This is a genomic window from Streptomyces sp. NPDC019224 (assembly GCF_040632605.1).
Lineage (GTDB): Bacteria > Actinomycetota > Actinomycetes > Streptomycetales > Streptomycetaceae > Streptomyces.
The window spans coordinates 66596-84490 of the sequence record NZ_JBEYCF010000014.1 but is presented as its reverse complement, the minus strand read 5'-3'; the positions used below and the strand labels follow the sequence as shown (position 1 = coordinate 84490).

The 17895-nt window shown below is 72.5% G+C and carries 17 protein-coding genes; 10 read left to right on the top strand and 7 right to left on the bottom strand.

Annotated elements, in window-relative coordinates:
* Positions 1-23: 23 nt before the first annotated feature.
* The 5 genes from ABZ564_RS12090 to paaA are packed head-to-tail and all read right to left on the bottom strand — an operon-like array spanning position 24 to position 3581.
* On the bottom strand, positions 24-1082 hold the full coding sequence (locus ABZ564_RS12090; RefSeq protein ID WP_360853700.1) for a 2Fe-2S iron-sulfur cluster-binding protein: 1059 nt from the start codon (positions 1080-1082) through the stop codon (positions 24-26).
* Entirely contained in the window at positions 1083-1583 is a 501-nt protein-coding gene (gene paaD / locus ABZ564_RS12085; RefSeq protein WP_360853698.1) for a 1,2-phenylacetyl-CoA epoxidase subunit PaaD, read from the bottom strand.
* Positions 1577-2278 (bottom strand): 1,2-phenylacetyl-CoA epoxidase subunit PaaC, encoded by a 702-nt coding sequence (gene paaC / locus ABZ564_RS12080; protein WP_360853695.1) that lies wholly within the window; start codon positions 2276-2278, stop codon positions 1577-1579. Before paaC ends, paaD begins: the two co-directional genes overlap by 7 nt.
* A complete protein-coding gene (gene paaB / locus ABZ564_RS12075) occupies positions 2275-2565 on the bottom strand; it encodes a 1,2-phenylacetyl-CoA epoxidase subunit PaaB (RefSeq protein ID WP_360853692.1) in 291 nt (96 codons plus the stop codon). Before paaB ends, paaC begins: the two co-directional genes overlap by 4 nt.
* Positions 2562-3581 carry a 1,2-phenylacetyl-CoA epoxidase subunit PaaA gene (gene paaA / locus ABZ564_RS12070; RefSeq protein WP_360853689.1) on the bottom strand — a complete coding sequence of 340 codons (1020 nt, stop codon included), beginning with the start codon at positions 3579-3581 and terminating at the stop codon, positions 2562-2564. The genes paaB and paaA overlap by 4 nt, the downstream gene beginning before the upstream one ends.
* A gap of 103 nt (positions 3582-3684) precedes the next feature.
* On the opposite strand from paaA, the gene ABZ564_RS12065 reads away from it, so the two are divergent.
* The 3 genes from ABZ564_RS12065 to ABZ564_RS12055 are packed head-to-tail and all read left to right on the top strand — an operon-like array spanning position 3685 to position 6451.
* Positions 3685-4479, top strand: coding sequence for a DUF5819 family protein (locus ABZ564_RS12065; RefSeq protein WP_360853687.1), 795 nt, complete (start codon positions 3685-3687; stop codon positions 4477-4479).
* 2 nt (positions 4480-4481) lie between these two features.
* Complete coding sequence (locus tag ABZ564_RS12060) at positions 4482-5723, top strand: HTTM domain-containing protein (RefSeq protein ID WP_360853856.1); 1242 nt, start codon at positions 4482-4484, stop codon at positions 5721-5723.
* Positions 5720-6451, top strand: a complete 732-nt coding sequence (locus ABZ564_RS12055) for a TrmH family RNA methyltransferase (RefSeq protein ID WP_360853684.1) — start codon at positions 5720-5722, stop codon at positions 6449-6451. The genes ABZ564_RS12060 and ABZ564_RS12055 overlap by 4 nt, the downstream gene beginning before the upstream one ends.
* 182 nt (positions 6452-6633) lie before the next feature.
* Here ABZ564_RS12055 and paaN read toward each other — a convergent pair whose 3' ends face one another.
* Positions 6634-8334, bottom strand: coding sequence for a phenylacetic acid degradation protein PaaN (gene paaN / locus ABZ564_RS12050; protein WP_360853681.1), 1701 nt, complete (start codon positions 8332-8334; stop codon positions 6634-6636).
* 123 nt (positions 8335-8457) lie between these two features.
* On the opposite strand from paaN, the gene ABZ564_RS12045 reads away from it, so the two are divergent.
* Positions 8458-9060, top strand: a complete 603-nt coding sequence (locus ABZ564_RS12045; RefSeq protein ID WP_360853678.1) for a TetR/AcrR family transcriptional regulator — start codon at positions 8458-8460, stop codon at positions 9058-9060.
* 30 nt (positions 9061-9090) lie between these two features.
* Here the strand turns inward: ABZ564_RS12045 and ABZ564_RS12040 are convergent, their stop codons facing one another.
* The gene (locus ABZ564_RS12040; protein WP_360853853.1) at positions 9091-9597 is read right to left on the bottom strand and encodes an Lrp/AsnC family transcriptional regulator; all 507 of its coding nucleotides are present in this window, start codon (positions 9595-9597) and stop codon (positions 9091-9093) included.
* A gap of 216 nt (positions 9598-9813) precedes the next feature.
* Between ABZ564_RS12040 and pdhA the strand changes: the two genes are divergently transcribed.
* The 6 genes from pdhA to ABZ564_RS12010 all read left to right on the top strand — a co-directional run bounded on the left by pdhA (position 9814) and on the right by ABZ564_RS12010 (position 17843).
* Positions 9814-10977 carry a pyruvate dehydrogenase (acetyl-transferring) E1 component subunit alpha gene (gene pdhA / locus ABZ564_RS12035; RefSeq protein WP_360853675.1) on the top strand — a complete coding sequence of 388 codons (1164 nt, stop codon included), beginning with the start codon at positions 9814-9816 and terminating at the stop codon, positions 10975-10977.
* Complete coding sequence (locus ABZ564_RS12030) at positions 10974-12005, top strand: alpha-ketoacid dehydrogenase subunit beta (RefSeq protein ID WP_360853672.1); 1032 nt, start codon at positions 10974-10976, stop codon at positions 12003-12005. The genes pdhA and ABZ564_RS12030 overlap by 4 nt, the downstream gene beginning before the upstream one ends.
* Positions 12005-13375, top strand: a complete 1371-nt coding sequence (locus ABZ564_RS12025) for a dihydrolipoamide acetyltransferase family protein (RefSeq protein ID WP_360853669.1) — start codon at positions 12005-12007, stop codon at positions 13373-13375. The genes ABZ564_RS12030 and ABZ564_RS12025 overlap by 1 nt, the downstream gene beginning before the upstream one ends.
* A 54-nt stretch (positions 13376-13429) precedes the next feature.
* Entirely contained in the window at positions 13430-14275 is an 846-nt protein-coding gene (locus tag ABZ564_RS12020; protein ID WP_360853666.1) for a DUF6457 domain-containing protein, read from the top strand.
* Between the two features lie 848 nt (positions 14276-15123).
* Positions 15124-16749 (top strand): molybdopterin-binding protein, encoded by a 1626-nt coding sequence (locus ABZ564_RS12015; RefSeq protein WP_360853850.1) that lies wholly within the window; start codon positions 15124-15126, stop codon positions 16747-16749.
* A gap of 20 nt (positions 16750-16769) precedes the next feature.
* Positions 16770-17843, top strand: a complete 1074-nt coding sequence (locus ABZ564_RS12010; protein WP_360853847.1) for a potassium channel family protein — start codon at positions 16770-16772, stop codon at positions 17841-17843.
* Positions 17844-17895 lie beyond the last annotated feature (52 nt).

Here is a 17895-nt window from a genome sequence, read left to right as displayed (position 1 = left end):
GCGGCCTTGGCCGGAGCCCGACCTCAGCGGTCGAAGTCGAGTTCCACCTCCTGGGTCACCGGACGGGACTGGCAGGCCAGCACATAACCCGCGTCCGTCTCCTCCGGCTCCAGGGCGTAGTTGCGGTCCATCCGCACCTCGCCCGACACCAGGAACGCCCGGCATGTCCCGCAGACGCCGCCCTTGCACGCGTACGGGGCGTCCGAACGGCTGCGCAGGACCGTCTCCAGCAGCGATTCGCCTTCTTCCACCGGCCACTTGCCGGACCGGCCGCCGAGGGTTGCCGTCAGCGTGCTGCCGACGGGCGTCTCGATCCGGGGCCCGGCAGGGGCGGCCGGCCCGTCCTCGACGTGGAAGATCTCCTGGTGGATGCGGGACCGGTCCACCCCCAGACCGCGCAACGCGACCTCGGCGGCGCGGACCAGGCCCAGCGGCCCACACAGGTACCAGCCGTCGATCTCGGCCACCGGCAGCAGCGCGGGCAGCAGTCCGGAGAGCCGCTCGCGGTCCAGCCGGCCCGCGGGCAGACCGGCCTGCCGCTCCTCCCGCGACAGGGCGGTGACCAGCTGGAACCGGTCCGGGTAGCGGTCCTTCAGGTCGGCGACCTCGTCCAGGAACATGGTCGAGGCGGCGGTCCGGTCGCTGCGGACCAGGCAGAACGTGGCATCCGGCTCGCGGGCGAGCAGGGTGGCCGCTATGGACAGCACCGGGGTGATTCCGCTGCCCCCGACGATCGCCGCGAACCGGCCGGCACGGGGCTCCAGGACGAAGCGGCCCATCGGGGGCATCGCCTCGATCGTGTCCCCGACCAGCAGTTCCTTGAGGGCGTACGTGGAGAACGCGCCGCCGTCCACGAGGCGGATGCCCACGCGCAGCGCCGGACCGGCCGGGAACTCGGGGGCGGGTGCGCAGATCGAGTACGAGCGGCGGACTTCCTTGCCGTCCACGGTGTAGCGCACATTGAGATGCTGGCCCGGCTTGTGCCGGAAGGTCTCATGCAGGTCCGGCGGGACGGCGAGGGTGACGGCCACCGAATCGTCCGTGAGCCGCTCGATCCCGCTGACCCGGAGCGGATGGAACATCTACAACTCCTTGAAGTGGTCGAACGGCTCCTGGCACGCCACGCAGCGCCGGAGCGCCTTGCAGGCAGTGGAGGAGAACCGGCTCAGCAGCTCCGTCTCGGTGGAGCCGCAGTGGGGGCAGCGCACGGCCAGGGCGAGCGGCACCGGTCCGTCGGAGGCGGCGCCGTGGGGCCGGGGCGGTGCTATGCCGAACTCCGCGAGCTTGCGGCGTCCTTCGGCGCTGATGTCGTTTGTCGACCAGGCCGGGGACAGGACCGTCTCCACGGAAACCTCCGCCACCCCGTGGACGTGCAGCACGCGCTCGATGTCCGCGGACATGGCCTCTATCGCCGGGCAACCGGTGTAGGTCGGCGTGAGACGGACCGTGACCCGGCCCCGATCGCTCACGTCCACGCCCCGGACCACGCCCAGCTCCTCCAGCGTCAGCACCGGCAGCTCCGGGTCGGGGACCGAGCCTGCGAGGCTGAGCAGTTCCTTCTCGAGGGAGGTCCGGGTCACCATGACGCCCCCGGGTGGCTGCGGTGCAGATGCTGCATCTCGGCGAGCATCCGCCCGAAGGATTCGGTGTGGATGCCCTGGCGGCCCGCCCCCGCCGTCCAGGCACCGGACTGCGGGCCCGTCGGCACGGTCAGGGTCGCCCGGCCGAGGACGTCGGTGACGGATTCCAGCCAGCGGCTGTGCAGCGCCTGCCAGTCCACGTCCACGCCTTCGACCGGCTGGAACAGTTCCCCGGTGAAGCGCCACAGCGCGTCCACCGCCCGCTGCATCCGCTGGTGGCTCTCGTCCGTTCCGTCGCCGAGGCGCAGCGTCCACTGCTCGGCGTGATCCCGGTGGTAGGCCACCTCCTTGACCGCCTTGGCCGCTACTCCCGCGAACGGGCCGTCTCCGGTGGCCAGCTGCTCGTACAGCCCCTGCTGATGGGTCGAGAAGTAGAGCTGCCTGGCGATGGTGTGGGCGAAGTCGCCGTTCGGCTGCTCGACCAGCTGGACGTTGCGGAAGGCGCGTTCCTCGCGGAGGTAGGCCAGCTCGTCCTCGTCGCCCACGAGCGAGAGCAGCAGCCGGGCCTGGCCCAGCAGGTCGAGGGCGATGTTGGCGAGGGCCACCTCCTCCTCCAGCACCGGGGCGTGGCCCGCCCACTCCCCCAGCCGGTGCGAGAGCACCAGCGCGTCGTCGCCCAGGGCGAGGGCCGCGGTCACAGGTGCTTCACCCCGTCCGGGATCTCGTAGAACGTCGGGTGGCGGTAGGGCTTGTCGCCGGCCGGCTCGAAGAACGAGTCCTTCTCGTCCGGCGAGGACGCGGTGATCTGGTCGGAGGGCACGACCCACAGGGAGACGCCCTCGGACCGGCGGGTGTAGAGGTCGCGCGCGTTGCGCAGAGCCATTTCGGCGTCCGGCGCGTGCAGGCTGCCGGCGTGGGTGTGGGAGAGCCCGCGCCGCGAGCGGACGAACACCTCCCACAGCGGCCAGTCCGTCGTGCTGCTCATGCTGTGGCCTTTCCATTCGGTACGGCAGGGTCCGCGCCGGACGTGTGCTTGCGGGCGTATGCGGCGGCGGCCTCGCGGACCCAGGCGCCTTCCTCGTGTGCGCGGCGGCGCTGGGTGAGGCGTTCCTCGTTGCACGGCCCGTTGCCCTTCAGGACCTCCTGGAACTCCGCCCAGTCGATCGCGCCGAAGTCGTGCCGGCCGCGTTCCTCGTTCCACCGGATGTCCGGGTCGGGGAGAGACAGGCCGAGCGCTTCGGCCTGGGGGACGCAGATGTCCACGAAGCGCTGCCGCAGTTCGTCGTTGGAATGCCGCTTGATCTTCCAGGCCATCGACTGCGCCGAGTGGGCCGAGGCTTCGTCCGGCGGGCCGAACATCATCAGGGAGGGCCACCACCAGCGGTTCACCGCGTCCTGGGCCATCTCGTGCTGTGCGGAGGTGCCGTTGCTCAGCGCGAGGAGCAGTTCGTAGCCCTGGCGCTGGTGGAACGACTCCTCTTTGCAGATGCGGACCATCGCGCGGGCGTAGGGGCCGTAGGAGCAACGGCAGAGAGGGACCTGGTTGGTGATCGCGGCGCCGTCCACGAGCCAGCCGATCGCGCCCACGTCCGCCCAGGTCAGCGTCGGGTAGTTGAAGATCGACGAATACCGCTGGCGTCCCGCGTGGAGCTTGTCGAGCAGCTCGTCGCGGCCGGTGCCCAGGGTCTCGGCCGCGCTGTACAGATACAGCCCGTGGCCCGCCTCGTCCTGCACCTTGGCCATGAGGATGGCCTTGCGGCGCAGCGAGGGGGCACGGGTGATCCAGTTGGCCTCCGGCTGCATGCCGATGATTTCCGAGTGGGCGTGCTGGGCCATTTGCCTGACCAGCGAGGCGCGGTACGCGTCGGGCATCCAGTCGCGCGGCTCGATGCGCTCGTCGGCCGCCACCGCGGCGTCGAAAGCCGCCTGCAGAGCGGCGTCCGCCCCCTCGGCACCGCCCGCTGCCGCCTGCGCTGTCTGGCTCGCAGTCACTGCTGCCATCCCGGACTCCCTACCGACCGATCGTTCGGTTCATTGTCTTCAATGGTGAGTCCGGGGCCCGTAGGGTGTCAACCCTGTGGATAACTGACGTGATCGGGGCGGGATGGATTCGGACGACGACAGGGGCGTCGGCGGTCAGGGCGGGCCCGTTCCCGCCGAGGAAGCCCCCGAGGGCGGTCCAGGACCCGTCGGCGAGGCTCCCGGGGCCGGAGCGGCCCCGGCGGTCGAGGCGCCCGCGGCGGCCGGCGGGATGGCCGGGCTCTCGTTTCGGTACCAGCTCGTCGCCGCTGTGGCGCTCGCGGGCTTCGGCGTGCTCGCCTGCGTCCAGCTGGCCATGGTGTTCCTGCACGTCGCGCCCTCCAACACGCTGACCAAGCAGCACGGCGCGGCCGTCGACGACTGGATCTACCCCGAGTTCGAACAGAACTGGAAGCTCTTCGCCCCCAATCCGCTCCAGCAGAACGTCGCGGTGCAGGTACGCACGGAGACAGCCGCTCCCGACGGCCCCCGCACCACGGCCTGGCGGGACCTCTCCGCCGAGGACGGTCGTGCCATACGCGGCAATCTGCTGCCCAGCCACGTCCAGCAGAACGAACTCCGCCGGGCCTGGGACTTCTACGTCGGATCGCACGACGACAAGAACCGGGCCGACGGCCTGCGCGGCACCCTCTCTGAGAAGTACGTCCGCCGCCTGGTGATGCTGCGCCTCGGCGCGCACGACGACGGCGGCACCATCCTCAGGATCCAGGTCAGATCCGAGGTACGGGCCGTCGCGGCACCCGAGTGGAGCGACGAGAAGATCAGCACCGGCCCGTCCTACCGGGTCCTGCCCTGGTGGAAGATCACCGCGGACGACCTGCCCGAGGGCGCCGCCGGCTTCGGGGAGGCGGAACAGTGAGCATGCCCCACCAGGACCGCGTGCTCGCCCGCGCCATCCAGCGCGTCACCGCCTCGGCCCTGGGCCCGTACCAGAGTGCCGTCATCCGGATCGGCTTCTCCGGCACCTTCCTGCTGTTCCTGCTCCGCGAGCTGCCCCACCGGCACGAGATGTACGGGCCCGACGCGCCCTGGCGCTGGGATCTGGCGCAGCAGCTGATATCCGGAAACCAGGCCTTCACGGCCCTCATGTGGTCGGACGGCGCCCTCTGGTTCGAGATCGTCTACGCGCTGGCGCTGCTCTCGTCCCTGCTGCTGATGCTCGGCTGGCACACCCGCGCTGCCTCCGTCCTCTTCATGGCCGGAGTCCTCTCGCTGCAGAACCGCAGCATCTTCATGGGCGACGGCGGCGACAACGTCATCCATCTGATGGCCATCTACCTGGTGCTGACCCGCTGCGGGCAGGTCTGGTCACTGGATGCCCGGCGGGCGGGGAACCGCGAGTCCGCCGCGGGGGAGGGCGAGGACGGCGGGCGGTGGGCGCCCGGGGGCCCGGCCGGGGTCATGCTGTGGGGGGTGCTGGGGGCCGTTCTCGTCGGTGCCACGGTGGCGGGCGGCCTGGGCGGAACCGTATGGCTGCCGGTCCTCCTGTGGGCCCTGTGGATCGGCCAGGGTGCCTGGTGGGCCGTGAACCGTTACGCGCCGCGCAGCGAGCTCCGCACCCTCCTCGACGTCATCGCCAACCTCGCCCACAACGCCACTCTCGTCGTGATCATGGCCGAGGTCTGTCTGATCTACGCGACGGCCGGCTGGTACAAGGTCCAGGGCTCGCGCTGGCAGGACGGCACCGCGCTGTACTACCCGCTCAAGCTCGAGTACTTCACCCCGTGGCCCGCTCTGTCGGACCTGCTCGCCTCCAGCGGTGTCATGGTGATGGTGCTCTCGTACGCCACGGTCATCGTGCAGGTGGCCTTCCCCTTCACTCTCTTCAACCGGCGCGTCAAGAACTTCCTGCTCGGCGCGATGATCTGCGAGCACGCGGGGATCGCGCTGCTGCTGGGGCTGCCGTTCTTCTCGATGGCCATGATCACCGCGGACGCGGTCTTCCTGCCGACCGCCTTCCTGGTGTGGCTGGGCGGCCGGGTGTCGGTCGGGCGTCAGCGGTTGTTCCGGCGGCGCGGCCGGGTGCCGGCGCCGCGCGCCGCCGCCGACGGCGTGGAGGCGGCGGAGCCCGGCGACGACGGGACCCCTACCCTCGTCGGGTGAGCAGTGAGACCGGCAGCACCGGTACCAGCAGGAGCGGGGAGCCTTTCGGCGAGCCCGGTGAGGCCGTCGGCGGGCCGCCCGTCCATGACGAGCCCGCGCAGTACGACGAGGGGCTCGGGCCGCAGGTCGGGGTCGGGCCGCATCCGCTGCCCTGGCCCGATGACGAGCGGTACGATCCCGAACTGCTGGCCGGGGGAGACCGGCGCAACGTGGGCGACCAGTACCGCTACTGGACCCGCGAGGCGATCGTCGCCGACCTCGATCTGCGGCGGCACGACTTCCACGTCGCCGTGGAGAACTGGGGCCACGACTTCAACATCGGGTCCGTCGTGCGGACCGCGAACGCCTTCCTCGCCAAGGAAGTGCACATCGTCGGGCGGCGGCGCTGGAACCGGCGCGGGGCGATGGTCACCGATCGCTACCAGCACGTCCGGCACCACCCCGACACCGCGAGCCTGACCGCCTGGGCGGGGGCCGAGGGCCTGCCGATCATCGGGATCGACAACCTGCCCGGAGCGGTGCCGCTGGAGCGGACCGAGCTGCCTCGACGGTGTGTGCTCCTGTTCGGGCAGGAGGGGCCGGGGCTGACGGAGGAGGCGCGCCAGCACGCGGCGATGGTGTGCTCGATCGCCCAGTTCGGGTCCACCCGGTCGATCAACGCGGGGGCGGCCGCGGCGATCGCGATGCATTCCTGGGTGGCGCGGTACGCGGTGATCCCTGGGGAGTGAGGGCGTCGGTGCCGGTGTGGGGCGGGGCGGGTGGGGGCGCTTGCGGCATGCCTTTCCCCTACCCGCCCCTTCCCGTGACCAGGGGCTTGCCTCCGGGCCTCCGGGCCTCAAGCGCCGGACGGGCTGGGTGGGCCGGGGCGCCCGGGTTCCGTCGGCGCCGGTGGCCGGGGGCGATTGACGGGTCAGCGCTGGCGGCGGACCTCGATGGTGCGGAAGCGGTTGGAGACGAAGGCGCCGTCGCAGAGGGCCGCGTTGGCTGCGGGGTTGCCGCCGGAGCCGTGGTAGTCGGAGAACGCTGCCGTCTGGTTGACGTAGACGCCGCCGGTGAGGTTCAGGGAGAGCTGGGCGGACTCGTCCAGGCAGACCTCCTCCACCGCCCGCTCCACCTCCGGGGACGTGGTGTACGCGCCGACCGTCATCGCGCCCTTCTCGCGGATCGTACGGCGCAGCAGCTCCAGGGCGTCCGCCGTCGAGTCGACCGCGACCGCGAAGGAGACGGGGCCGAAGCACTCCGAGAGGTAGGGGGGCTCGTCCTCCGGCTTGGCGGCGTCGAGCTTCACGATCACGGGGGTGCGGACGACGGCGTCCGGGAAGTCGGGGTTCGTCACCTCGCGTGAGGCCAGGGCCACTTCGCCCAGCTGGGGCGCCGCCTCCAGGCGGGCCTGCACACCCGGGTTGACCAGGGCGCCGAGCAGGCCGTTCGCCCGGGCGTCGTCGCCCAGGAGGCCGGTGACCGCGGCGGCGATGTCGTCGACCACGTCGTCGTACGTCTTGTCGCCCGCGTCCGTGGTGATGCCGGCCCGGGGGATGAGCACGTTCTGCGGGGTGGTGCACATCTGGCCGCTGTACAGGGAGAACGAGAACGCCAGATTGGCGAGCATGCCGCGGTAGTCGTGGGTGGAGTCCACGACGACGGTGTTGACGCCGGCCTTCTCCGTGTAGACCTGGGCCTGGCGGGCGTTGGCCTCCAGCCAGTCCCCGAACTCCGTGGAGCCCGTGTAGTCGATGATCTTGATCTCGGGGCGGACCGCCAGGGTCCTGGCGATGCCCTCGCCCGGGCGTTCGGCGGCCAGGGCGACGAGATCGGGGTCGAAGCCCGCCTCGGTGAGCACCTCGCGCGCCAGCTGGACGGTGAGAGCCAGCGGGAGCACCGCCCGGGGGTGGGGCTTGACCAGGACCGGGTTGCCCGTGGCGAGGGAGGCGAAGAGGCCCGGGTAGCCGTTCCACGTGGGGAAGGTGTTGCAGCCGATCAGCAGCGAGATGCCGCGGCCCGCCGGGATGAACGTCTTGTGCAGCGCGAGCGGGTCGCGTTTGCCCTGCGGCTTGGACCAGTCGGCGGTCCGGGGGGCGCGGAGCTGTTCCTCGTAGGCGTAGGCGACGGCCTCCAGGCCGCGGTCCTGGGCGTGCGGGCCGCCGGCCTGGAACGCCATCATGAAGGCCTGGCCGCTGGTGTGCATCACGGCGTGGGCGAACTCATGGGTGCGGGCGCTGATCCGCGCCAGGATCTCCAGGCAGACCAGGGCCCTGGTCTCGGGGCCCGCGTCCCGCCAGGCGGGCATGCCGGCGCGCATCGCCGGGAGCAGCACGTCCAGGTCCGCGTGCGGATACTCGACGGCGAGCTCGGGGCCGTAGGGAGAGACCTCCCCGCCCGTCCAGCCGTCGGTACCCGGCTGTCCCAGGTCGAGGCGGGTGTGCAGCACGGCGTCGAAGGCGGCCTTGCCCTCGGCGGCGCCGAGGCTCCCCGGAGCGCCGCCCTCGCCGTACGCCTTCGGGTGCTCGGGGTGCGGGGACCAGTAGTCCCGCGTGCGGATCGCTGCGAGGGCCCGGTCCAGCGTGGGGCGGTGCTTCTCGGACAGCAGGTGCGGGGAGAGCTCGGCGGCCATGGCGGACCAACTCCTCATCGAGCTGGGCAGGGACGGGCGGACAGAGTTAGAGTAACCGAACGATCGGTCGGGACAAGGGGGCCCACGAAACCTGTGGACAACTCGTAGGGGAGGATCGCGGGCATGACCACGGCCAAGCGGGACACGTACACACCGGAGACTCTGCTGACCGTCGCCGTCCGTGTCTTCAACGAGCGCGGCTACGACGGCACGTCCATGGAGCACCTGTCGAAGGCGGCCGGCATCTCCAAGTCGTCCATCTACCACCATGTCGCGGGCAAGGAGGAGCTGCTGCGGCGCGCGGTCAGCCGGGCCCTCGACGGGTTGTTCGAGATCCTTGACGAGCCGGGGGCGACGCGGGGCCGCGCGATCGAGCGGGTCGAGTACGTCACGCGTCGTACCGTCGAGGTGCTGATAGCCGAACTCCCCTACGTCACCCTGTTGCTGCGGGTGCGGGGCAACACGAAGGCCGAGCGCTGGGCCCTGGAGCGGCGTCGCGAGTTCGACCAGCGGGTCGCCGGACTGCTCAAGGCGGCCGTCGCGGACGGCGATCTCCGCTCCGACGTGGACATACGGCTCGCCACCCGGCTGCTGTTCGGGATGGTCAACTCCCTGGTGGAGTGGTATCGGCCGCAGCCCGACGGGGGCGCGGAGGGTGAACGGCTCGCCGACACCGTGGTGCAGCTGGCCTTCGACGGTATGAAGTCCGGCCCCGCGGACCGTTGATCGTCGCATCCCCCTTCTTCCCGTGACCGCTCAGCCGAGTTCCGCGGGGCGCGCCGGGCCGGGGGTCAGATCCGTTTCCTCGAACACCAGCAGCGTGCGGGTGGAGAGCACTTCCGGAATGGCCTGAATGCGGGTCAGTACCAGTTCGCGCAGTGTCCGGTTGTCCGGTGTGTGCACCAGGAGCAGCACATCGAAGTCGCCACTGACCAGGGCGATGTGTGTGGCTCCCGGCAGTGCCTGGAGCTGTTCGCGGACGGTGCGCCAGGAGTTCTGGACGATCTTGAGCGTGATGTACGCGGAGGCGCCCTGCCCCGCCCGCTCGTGGTTCACGCGTGCGCTGAAGCCCCGGATCACGCCGTCTTCGATGAGCCGGTTGATCCGGGCGTAGGCGTTGGCGCGCGAGACGTGGACGCGGTCGGCCACCGACCGTATCGAGGCGCGGCCGTCCGTCTGGAGCAGTCGCAGGATGGCGCGGTCGATGGAATCCAGCGGCCGCGGCGGAGGGATCCGGCCCGTTTCCTCGCCCCCGTCGGCCATTTGTTCATCTGCCATGTTCCCGCGCCTCCCCGTCCTGGACGACCTGTTCCCATCCCAGGCTGTGGAGAACCGTTTGTCCACAGGCTGGTGGTGCCTGTAGCCAAAATGCGCTCGCGACCGAACAATCGGTAGGTGAGGCACGCCACACCTGCGCCTCGCGCTGTTTTCGATATATCACCATATGTCGACACCCCTCGATGCTCGGAGGTGCCTGTCATGACGGTCCAAGAGCTGCCCGGTGCGGCCGCCTACCGGCCCACGCCGCCCCCGGCCTGGAAGCCGCTCACCGATCCCGCGCCGCTGCTCCCGGACGCCGAGCCGTACCGGGTGCTCGGGACGGACGCCGTGGCCGACGCGGACCCCGAGCTGCTGCTGCGGCTCTACGCCGAGCTGGTGCGCGGGCGGCGTTACAACGCCCAGGCGACGGCCCTGACCAAGCAGGGCAGGCTGGCGGTCTATCCGTCGAGCACGGGTCAGGAGGCCTGCGAGGTCGCGGCTGCTCTGGTCCTCGAGGAGCGGGACTGGCTCTTCCCCAGCTACCGCGACACGCTCGCGGCCGTGGCACGGGGTCTGGACCCGGTCGAGGCGCTGACGCTGCTGCGTGGCGACCGGCACACCGGCTACGACCCGCGGACGCACCGCATCGCCCCGCTCTGCACCCCGCTCGCCACCCAGTTGCCGCATGCGGTGGGCCTGGCCCACGCGGCGCGGCTCAAGGGCGACGACGTGGTGGCGCTGGCCATGGTCGGCGACGGCGGCACCAGTGAGGGCGATTTCCACGAGGCGCTGAACTTCGCGGCCGTCTGGCGGGCCCCGGTGGTCTTCCTCGTGCAGAACAACGGCTTCGCCATCTCCGTGCCCCTGGCCAAGCAGACGGCGGCGCCGTCCCTGGCGCACAAGGCCGTCGGGTACGGCATGCCCGGCCGGCTGGTCGACGGCAACGACGCGGCGGCGGTGCACCAGGTGCTCTCCGAGGCGGTCGGGCGGGCCAGGAGCGGTGGCGGCCCGACGCTCGTCGAGGCGGTCACGTACCGGATGGACGCCCATACGAACGCCGACGACGCGACCCGTTACCGCGGGGACAGCGAGGTCGAGGCATGGCGGGACCACGACCCGATCCAGCTCATGGAGCGCGAGCTGACCGGGCGCGGGCTGCTCGACGACGACGGAGTGGAGGAGGCGCGGGCGGCCGCCGAGCGGATGGCGGCGGGGCTGCGGGAGCGGATGAACGCCGACCCGGTGCTCGACCCGATGGACCTCTTCGCCCATGTGTACGCGGAGCAGACGGCGCAGCTGCGGGAACAGGCGGCACGCCTGCGCGAGGAACTGGCTGCGGAGAACGACCAGCACGGCACGGACGACGGGGGAGCAGCGCGATGACCACGGCAGCGGCGACGGCCGGGGAGCGGGCGGCGAAGGCCAAACCCGCCACCATGGCGCAGGCCCTGGGGCGCGCCCTGCGCGACTCGATGGCCGATGACCCCTCGGTGCACGTCCTCGGTGAGGACGTCGGGACGCTCGGCGGGGTCTTCAGGATCACCGACGGCCTGGCGAAGGAGTTCGGCGACGAGCGCTGCACGGACACCCCGCTCGCCGAGGCGGGCATCCTCGGGGCGGCGGTCGGCATGGCGATGTACGGGCTGCGGCCCGTCGTCGAGATGCAGTTCGACGCCTTCGCCTATCCGGCATTCGAGCAGCTCATCAGCCATGTCGCCAAGATGCGGAACCGGACCGGGGGCGCCATGCCGCTGCCGATCACCGTCCGGGTGCCCTACGGCGGCGGCATCGGGGGCGTCGAGCACCACAGCGACTCCTCGGAGGCGTACTACATGGCGACCCCCGGTCTCCACGTCGTCACGCCGGCCACGGTCGAGGACGCCTACGGGCTGCTGCGGGCCTCGATCGCCTCGGACGACCCGGTGGTCTTCCTGGAACCGAAGCGGCTGTACTGGTCGAAGGCGGACTGGTCGCCGGAGCACCCCACCGCCGTGGAGCCCATCGGCCGGGCCGCCGTACGCCGTCCCGGCCGCAGCGCCACCCTGATCACATACGGTCCGTCCCTGCCCGTCTGCATGGAAGCGGCGCAGGCCGCGGTCGAGGAGGGCTGGGACCTCGAAGTCGTCGACCTGCGCTCGCTGGTGCCGTTCGACGACGAGACCGTCGTCGCGTCGGTCCGCCGTACCGGGCGCGCGGTCGTCGTCCACGAGTCCACCGGCTTCGGGGGGCCCGGCGGCGAGATCGCGGCCCGGATCACCGAGCGGTGCTTCCACTACCTGGAGGCGCCGGTGCTGCGGGTCGCCGGGTTCGACATCCCCTACCCGCCGCCGATGCAGGAGCGTCACCACCTTCCCGGTGTGGACCGGGTCCTCGACGCCGTCGCCCGGCTCCAGTGGGAGGCGGACAACTGATGCCCCAGGTTCTTGAGTTCAAGCTGCCGGACCTCGGCGAGGGCCTGACCGAGGCCGAGATCGTGCGCTGGCTGGTGGAGGTCGGGGACGTCGTCGCCATCGACCAGCCGGTCGTCGAGGTCGAGACGGCCAAGGCGATGGTGGAGGTGCCCTGCCCGTACGGGGGTGTGGTGACCGCCCGCTTCGGCGACGAGGGGACGGAGCTGCCGGTCGGGGCGCCGCTGCTGACCGTGGCCGTCGGCTCCTCCGTGGAACCCGGCGGGGACGGCTCGGTCGCGGAGTCCGCTACGGAAAGTTCCGGGTCCGGGAACGTGCTGGTGGGGTACGGGACCGGGGCGCCGCCCGTGCGGCGCCGGCGGGTACGGCCGGAAGGGCTGAAGGCGGCCGTCACCGCGCCCGCCGCGCCGGTGGTTCCCGAGACCGCGGCCCCCGAGACCGCGGCCCCCGAGACCGCGGCCCCCGAGACCGAGCCCGCCTCCGTGCCGGGACCGGTCGCGGTCGTCTCTCCGCTCGTACGCAGGCTTGCGCGGCAGCACGATCTGGATCTGCGCCGGCTCGCCGGATCGGGGCCCGACGGGCTGATCCTGCGGGCCGACGTCGAGTCCGCGATCCGGTCGGCGGCCGAGGCGACCGCCCCGGAGGCCGTGGCGGCAAGGACCGCCGTGTCCTCCGCCGGTGAGCGGGTCGCGCTGCGCGGGGTGCGGGGTGCGGTCGCGGACAAGCTGGCCCGCAGCCGGCGGGAGATCCCCGACGCCACCTGCTGGGTCGACGCCGATGCGACCGAGCTGATGGCCGCGCGGGCCGCGATGAACAGCGTCGCCGGGTCCGGGACGCCCAAGGTGTCCGTCCTCGCGCTCCTCGCCCGTATCTGCACGGCGGCCCTTGCCCGCCACCCGGAGCTGAACTCCACGGTGGACCAGGAGGCGCGCGAGATCGTACGGCTGCCGCAGGTCCACCTCGGGTTCGCGGCGCAGACCGACCGGGGCCTGGTCGTCCCGGTCGTCCGCGACGCCCACGCGCGCACCACGGAGTCGATCGGCGCGGAGATCGCCCGGCTGACCGAGGCGGCCAGGACGGGCACCCTGACGCCGGCCGAGCTGACCGGCGGCACGTTCACGCTCAACAACTACGGGGTGTTCGGGGTCGACGGGTCGACGCCGATCATCAACCATCCCGAGGCCGCGATGCTGGGTGTCGGCCGCATCGTCCCCAAGCCGTGGGTGTACGAGGGTCAGCTCGCCGTGCGCCAGGTCGTCCAGCTCTCCCTGACCTTCGACCACCGGGTCTGCGACGGCGGGACCGCCGGGGGCTTCCTGCGGTATGTGGCGGACTGCGTGGAGCGGCCGGCGCTGCTGCTGCGGAGTCTGTAGGGGCGGGGCCCACCGGGCGGGACCACCGCCCGGTGGGCCCCGCATACTCGGGGCATGACCGCGTACGACGCCATCGTTCTCGCCGGAGGGGCCGCCAAGCGGCTCGGCGGTGCCGACAAGCCCGGGTTGCGGGTGGGCGGCCGGGCGTTGCTCGACCGGGTGCTCGCCGCATGCGCCGGCGCGGGGACCACCGTGGTGGTGGGGGACCGGCGGCCCACCGTGCGCGCGGTGACCTGGGCACGCGAAGTGCCTCGCGGTGGCGGGCCGTTGGCGGCGCTCGACGCCGGGGCGCGGCTCATCTCGGCGGAGTGCGTGCTCGTGCTCTCCGCCGATCTGCCGTTCCTCGGTGCCGACACGGTCCGGGCCCTGCTGGCGGCCTCGGGGCGGGGGGAGGGCGTCGACGGCGCCCTGTGCTCCGACGAGGACGGGCGCGACCAGCCGCTGGTCGCCGTCTACCGGGCCGAGCCGCTCCGCCGTGAACTGGCGCTTCTCGCCGCGGAGCACGACGGTCTGGCCGGGCTGCCGTTGCGGCTGCTCACGCGGGAACTGACGCTGCGCCGGGTACCGGCCGGTCCGCTCGCCTCGTTCGACTGCGACACCTGGGAGGACCTCGCTTCCGCCCGGGCCCGGATCAGAGAACATGGGACGGTGCTGGATGAATGGATCACCGCAGTCAAGGAAGAACTCGGCATCGAACTCGACGTCGACACCGGCCTCCTGCTCGACCTCGCCCGTGACGCCGCCCACGGCGTCGCCCGGCCCGCCGCGCCCCTGACGACCTTCCTGGTCGGGTACGCGGCGGCGAAGGCGAGCGGCGACGGGCCCGAGGCGGTGGCCGAGGCCACCCGCAAGGCCGCGGCGCTCGCGCTCCGCTGGGCGAACGAGAACGAGACGTCGTGACGACGCGCCGGAGTGCGGGGGGCGCCGGAGGCGCCGGTGCTCCCGGGGGACCTCGCGGGGCGGGGGGTGCCGGGGGCGCCGGTGCTCCCGGGGAACCTTGCGGCGCCGGGTGTCCTGGTGCGGCCGGGGGCTCCAGCGGCCCGGGGGGTTCCTGGGACTCCGGGGGCTTCGGCGGCGATGGGGGCTCCTGGGAGGCCGGGGGCTTCGGCGGCGATGGGGGCTCCTGGGAGGCCGGGGGCTTCGGAAGCGACCCGGTTTCGGGTGCGCGCCCGGCTGCCGCTGGTGCGCACCCGGCCGCTGCCGGCGAGGGGCACACTGCCGCGGATGAGCGTCGCGCCGTTGACGAGCGCCACCCTGCGGATGAGCGTCGGGCCGCCGATGAGCGCCACCCTGCGGATGAGCGTCGCGCCGTCGACGAGCGCCGCGCCGCCGCGGAGAGGCGTGCCGCGGCCGAGGCGGAGGCTCGGGCCGATGAGGAGCGGGCCATCGCCCAGGCCCTGGCCCTAGTGAGCGGGCAGGCTCCCCGGAACGCGGAGAGCCCGTCCACGGGCGCGCCGTCGGGCAGGTCCACCGCGTCGCAGGGGGACCCGGCCTCCCCCTCGCCGAGCGACTGGCTCACCGGTTTGCAGAACGACTGGTCGGACACCCCCTCCCCCGTCGAGTCGGGCCACCGCTCCGCCGCCTCGTCGAGCGGCCGTCCTTCCGCCCTGCTGAGCGACGTCGGCTCCGCGGGCCGGCCGGGACACCACAGTCACGCCGTCCCCTCGGCCCAGGCGGGTGGAATCCCCCATCGCTCAGGTGAGTCGGGCGGCCGCTTCACCGATCCGTCGGGCGAATGGCCCTCCGATCTGCCGGACGGCACCCGCGCCGCCGGCGAGCCGTCCCATGGACCTGCCGAGTCGCCCGAGGACCGGCCCGCCGAGCCGGCCCACGACCGGCCCCCCTCCGACGAGCCGCGGGCCCGCCCTGCCGCCGAGCCGGCCCACGGACCCGCCGCGTCGCTCAACGACCGGCCCGCCGAGCCGGCCCACGACCGGCCCCCCTCCGACGAGCCGCGGGCCCGCGGCTCCGGCGAGCCCGGTCGCCGGCCCGTCGGTGAGACGCCCGCCCGCCGAGCCGTGGATCAGGGCGTCCCCACTGCTCAAGGTGCCTCCCGGCACGCGGCCGTCCCCCCCGTTAAAGGCGCCCCCCGGCACGCGGCCGTCTCCACTGCTCAAGGCGCCCCCCGGCACACGGCCGTCCCCTGGCGGGTGGCTCGGAGCATCGCCGAGCGGGCGGGGCGGACGGGTTCCGTGCGTAGGGAGCAGGTGGGGCTCGGGGGAGCGCTCGGGCGGGTGCTGGGTGAGCCGCTTGCCGCGCTCACCGATCTGCCGTCCTTCGACACCTCGGCCATGGACGGCTGGGCCGTCGCCGGGCCAGGACCCTGGAGCATCCGGGAGGACGACGGCATCCTCGCCGGACACGGCATCCCCGCCGCGCTGTCCGACGGTGAGGCCGTCCGTATCGCCACGGGCGCCCGCATCCCGGCGGAGGTCACCGCCGTCATCCGCAGCGAACATGCGCACGCCGACGAGACCAAGGGGCTGCTCCACGCACAACGGTCCGTGAGCCAGGGGCAGGACATCCGGCCGCGCGGCCAGGAATGCCGGTCGGGGGAGCGTCTGCTTCCCGCCGGAACGGTCGTGACCCCCGCCGTGCTCGGGCTGGCCGCGGCCGCCGGGTACGACGAGCTGCCCGTATGTGTCCGGCCGCGCGTCGACGTCCTGGTGCTGGGCGACGAGTTGCTGACCGCCGGACTGCCGCACGACGGGCTGATCCGCGACGCTCTGGGGCCCATGATCGGCCCCTGGGCACACGCGCTGGGCGCCGAGGTCTCTCCACCGCGCCGCCTCGGCGACGACGCGGAGGCCCTGTGGAAGGCGCTCACCGGTTCCGAAGCCGACCTGATCATCACGACCGGTGGCACCGCCGCCGGGCCCGTCGACCATGTCCACCGGGTCCTCGCCCGGATCGGGGCGGAGCTGCTGGTCGACGGGGTCGCCGTGCGCCCCGGCCATCCGATGCTGCTGGCCCGGCTCCCCTCCGCCGGGCCCTGTCTCGTCGGGCTGCCCGGCAACCCCCTGGCCGCCGTCTCCGGACTGCTCACGCTGGCCGGGCCGCTCCTCGGCGGACTGGCCGGCCGCACCCCCGGCGGCCCCCGCCGGGTGGCCGTACGCGACGATGTGCACGGGCATCCGCATGACACCCGGCTGGTGCCCGTGGTCCATCGGGCGGCCGGAGAACACGGAACCGCGGGCGGGGCACAGCACGTCGTACCACTGCATTACAACGGTCCCGCCATGTTGCGTGGGATCGCCGCCGCGGACGGACTGGCCGTAGTGGAGCCGGGCGGGGTACGGTCCGGCACCGAGGTGGAGATCCTCGATCTACCGTGGGCCCCGGCGACGCCGTGGACTGAAGGGTGTTTCACGTGAAACTTCCCGGCCATGACGCGATGGCCAGGCGGGCCGACGAACAGGTCGTTCCCACCCGGGTGATGCTTCCGCGCCGGGTCGTGGACGGACCGGCGCGCCAGGTGGCCAAGCGGCTGATGATGGCTCTGATGGTGCTGGCCGTCACCGTGTTCATCGTCTGGATCGACCGGGCCGGCTACCACGACGCGGCCGACGGCAAGGTCGACCTGCTGGACTCCGTGTACTACGCGACGGTCACCCTCTCCACCACCGGCTACGGCGACATCACCCCGTACAGCGACAGTGCCCGTCTCATCAATGTGGTGCTCGTGACACCGCTGCGCGTGCTCTTTCTCATCATCCTGGTCGGCACCACCCTTGAGGTCCTCACGGAGCGGACCCGGGAGGACTTCCGGCTGAAGCGTTGGAGAACCAACTTGCGTGACCACACCGTCGTCGTCGGCTTCGGCACGAAGGGCCGCTCGGCCATCCAGACCCTGCGCGCCACCGGGCTGAGCAAGGACCAGATCGTCATCGTCGACCCGGCGTCCAAGGTGATCGAGATCGCCAACGCCGAGGGGTTCACCGGGGTCGTCGGGGACGCCACGCGCAGCGATGTGCTGCTGCGGGCCGAACTGCAGAAGGCCCGCCAGGTCATCATCGCCACCCAGCGCGACGACACCGCGGTGCTGGTCACGCTGACCGCCCGCCAGCTCAACCGGGGCGCCAAGATCGTGGCCGCGGTGCGCGAGGAGGAGAACGCCCCGCTGCTGCGGCAGTCCGGTGCGGACGCCGTGATCACCAGTGCCAGTGCGGCGGGCCGGCTGCTCGGCCTCTCGGTGCTCAGCCCCAGCGCGGGCACGGTCATGGAGGACCTCATCCAGCAGGGCAGCGGCCTCGACCTCGTCGAACGGCCGGTGATAAAGAGCGAGGTCGGCAAGAACGTACGGGAGACCGATGATCTCGTGGTCAACGTCCTGCGTGGGCACCGGCTCCTCGGTTACGACGATCCGGCGGCGAGCCCCTTGCAGCTGACGGACCGCCTGATCACCATCGTCCGTGCCTCGAACGAACCGCCCGCCCACCCCCCGCACCAGGGCGTTCCCCGCTCGTAAGCCCGTCGCGCCACTCCGCCCGGCCACCGTCGTCGGCTCCGCCCCACGGAGT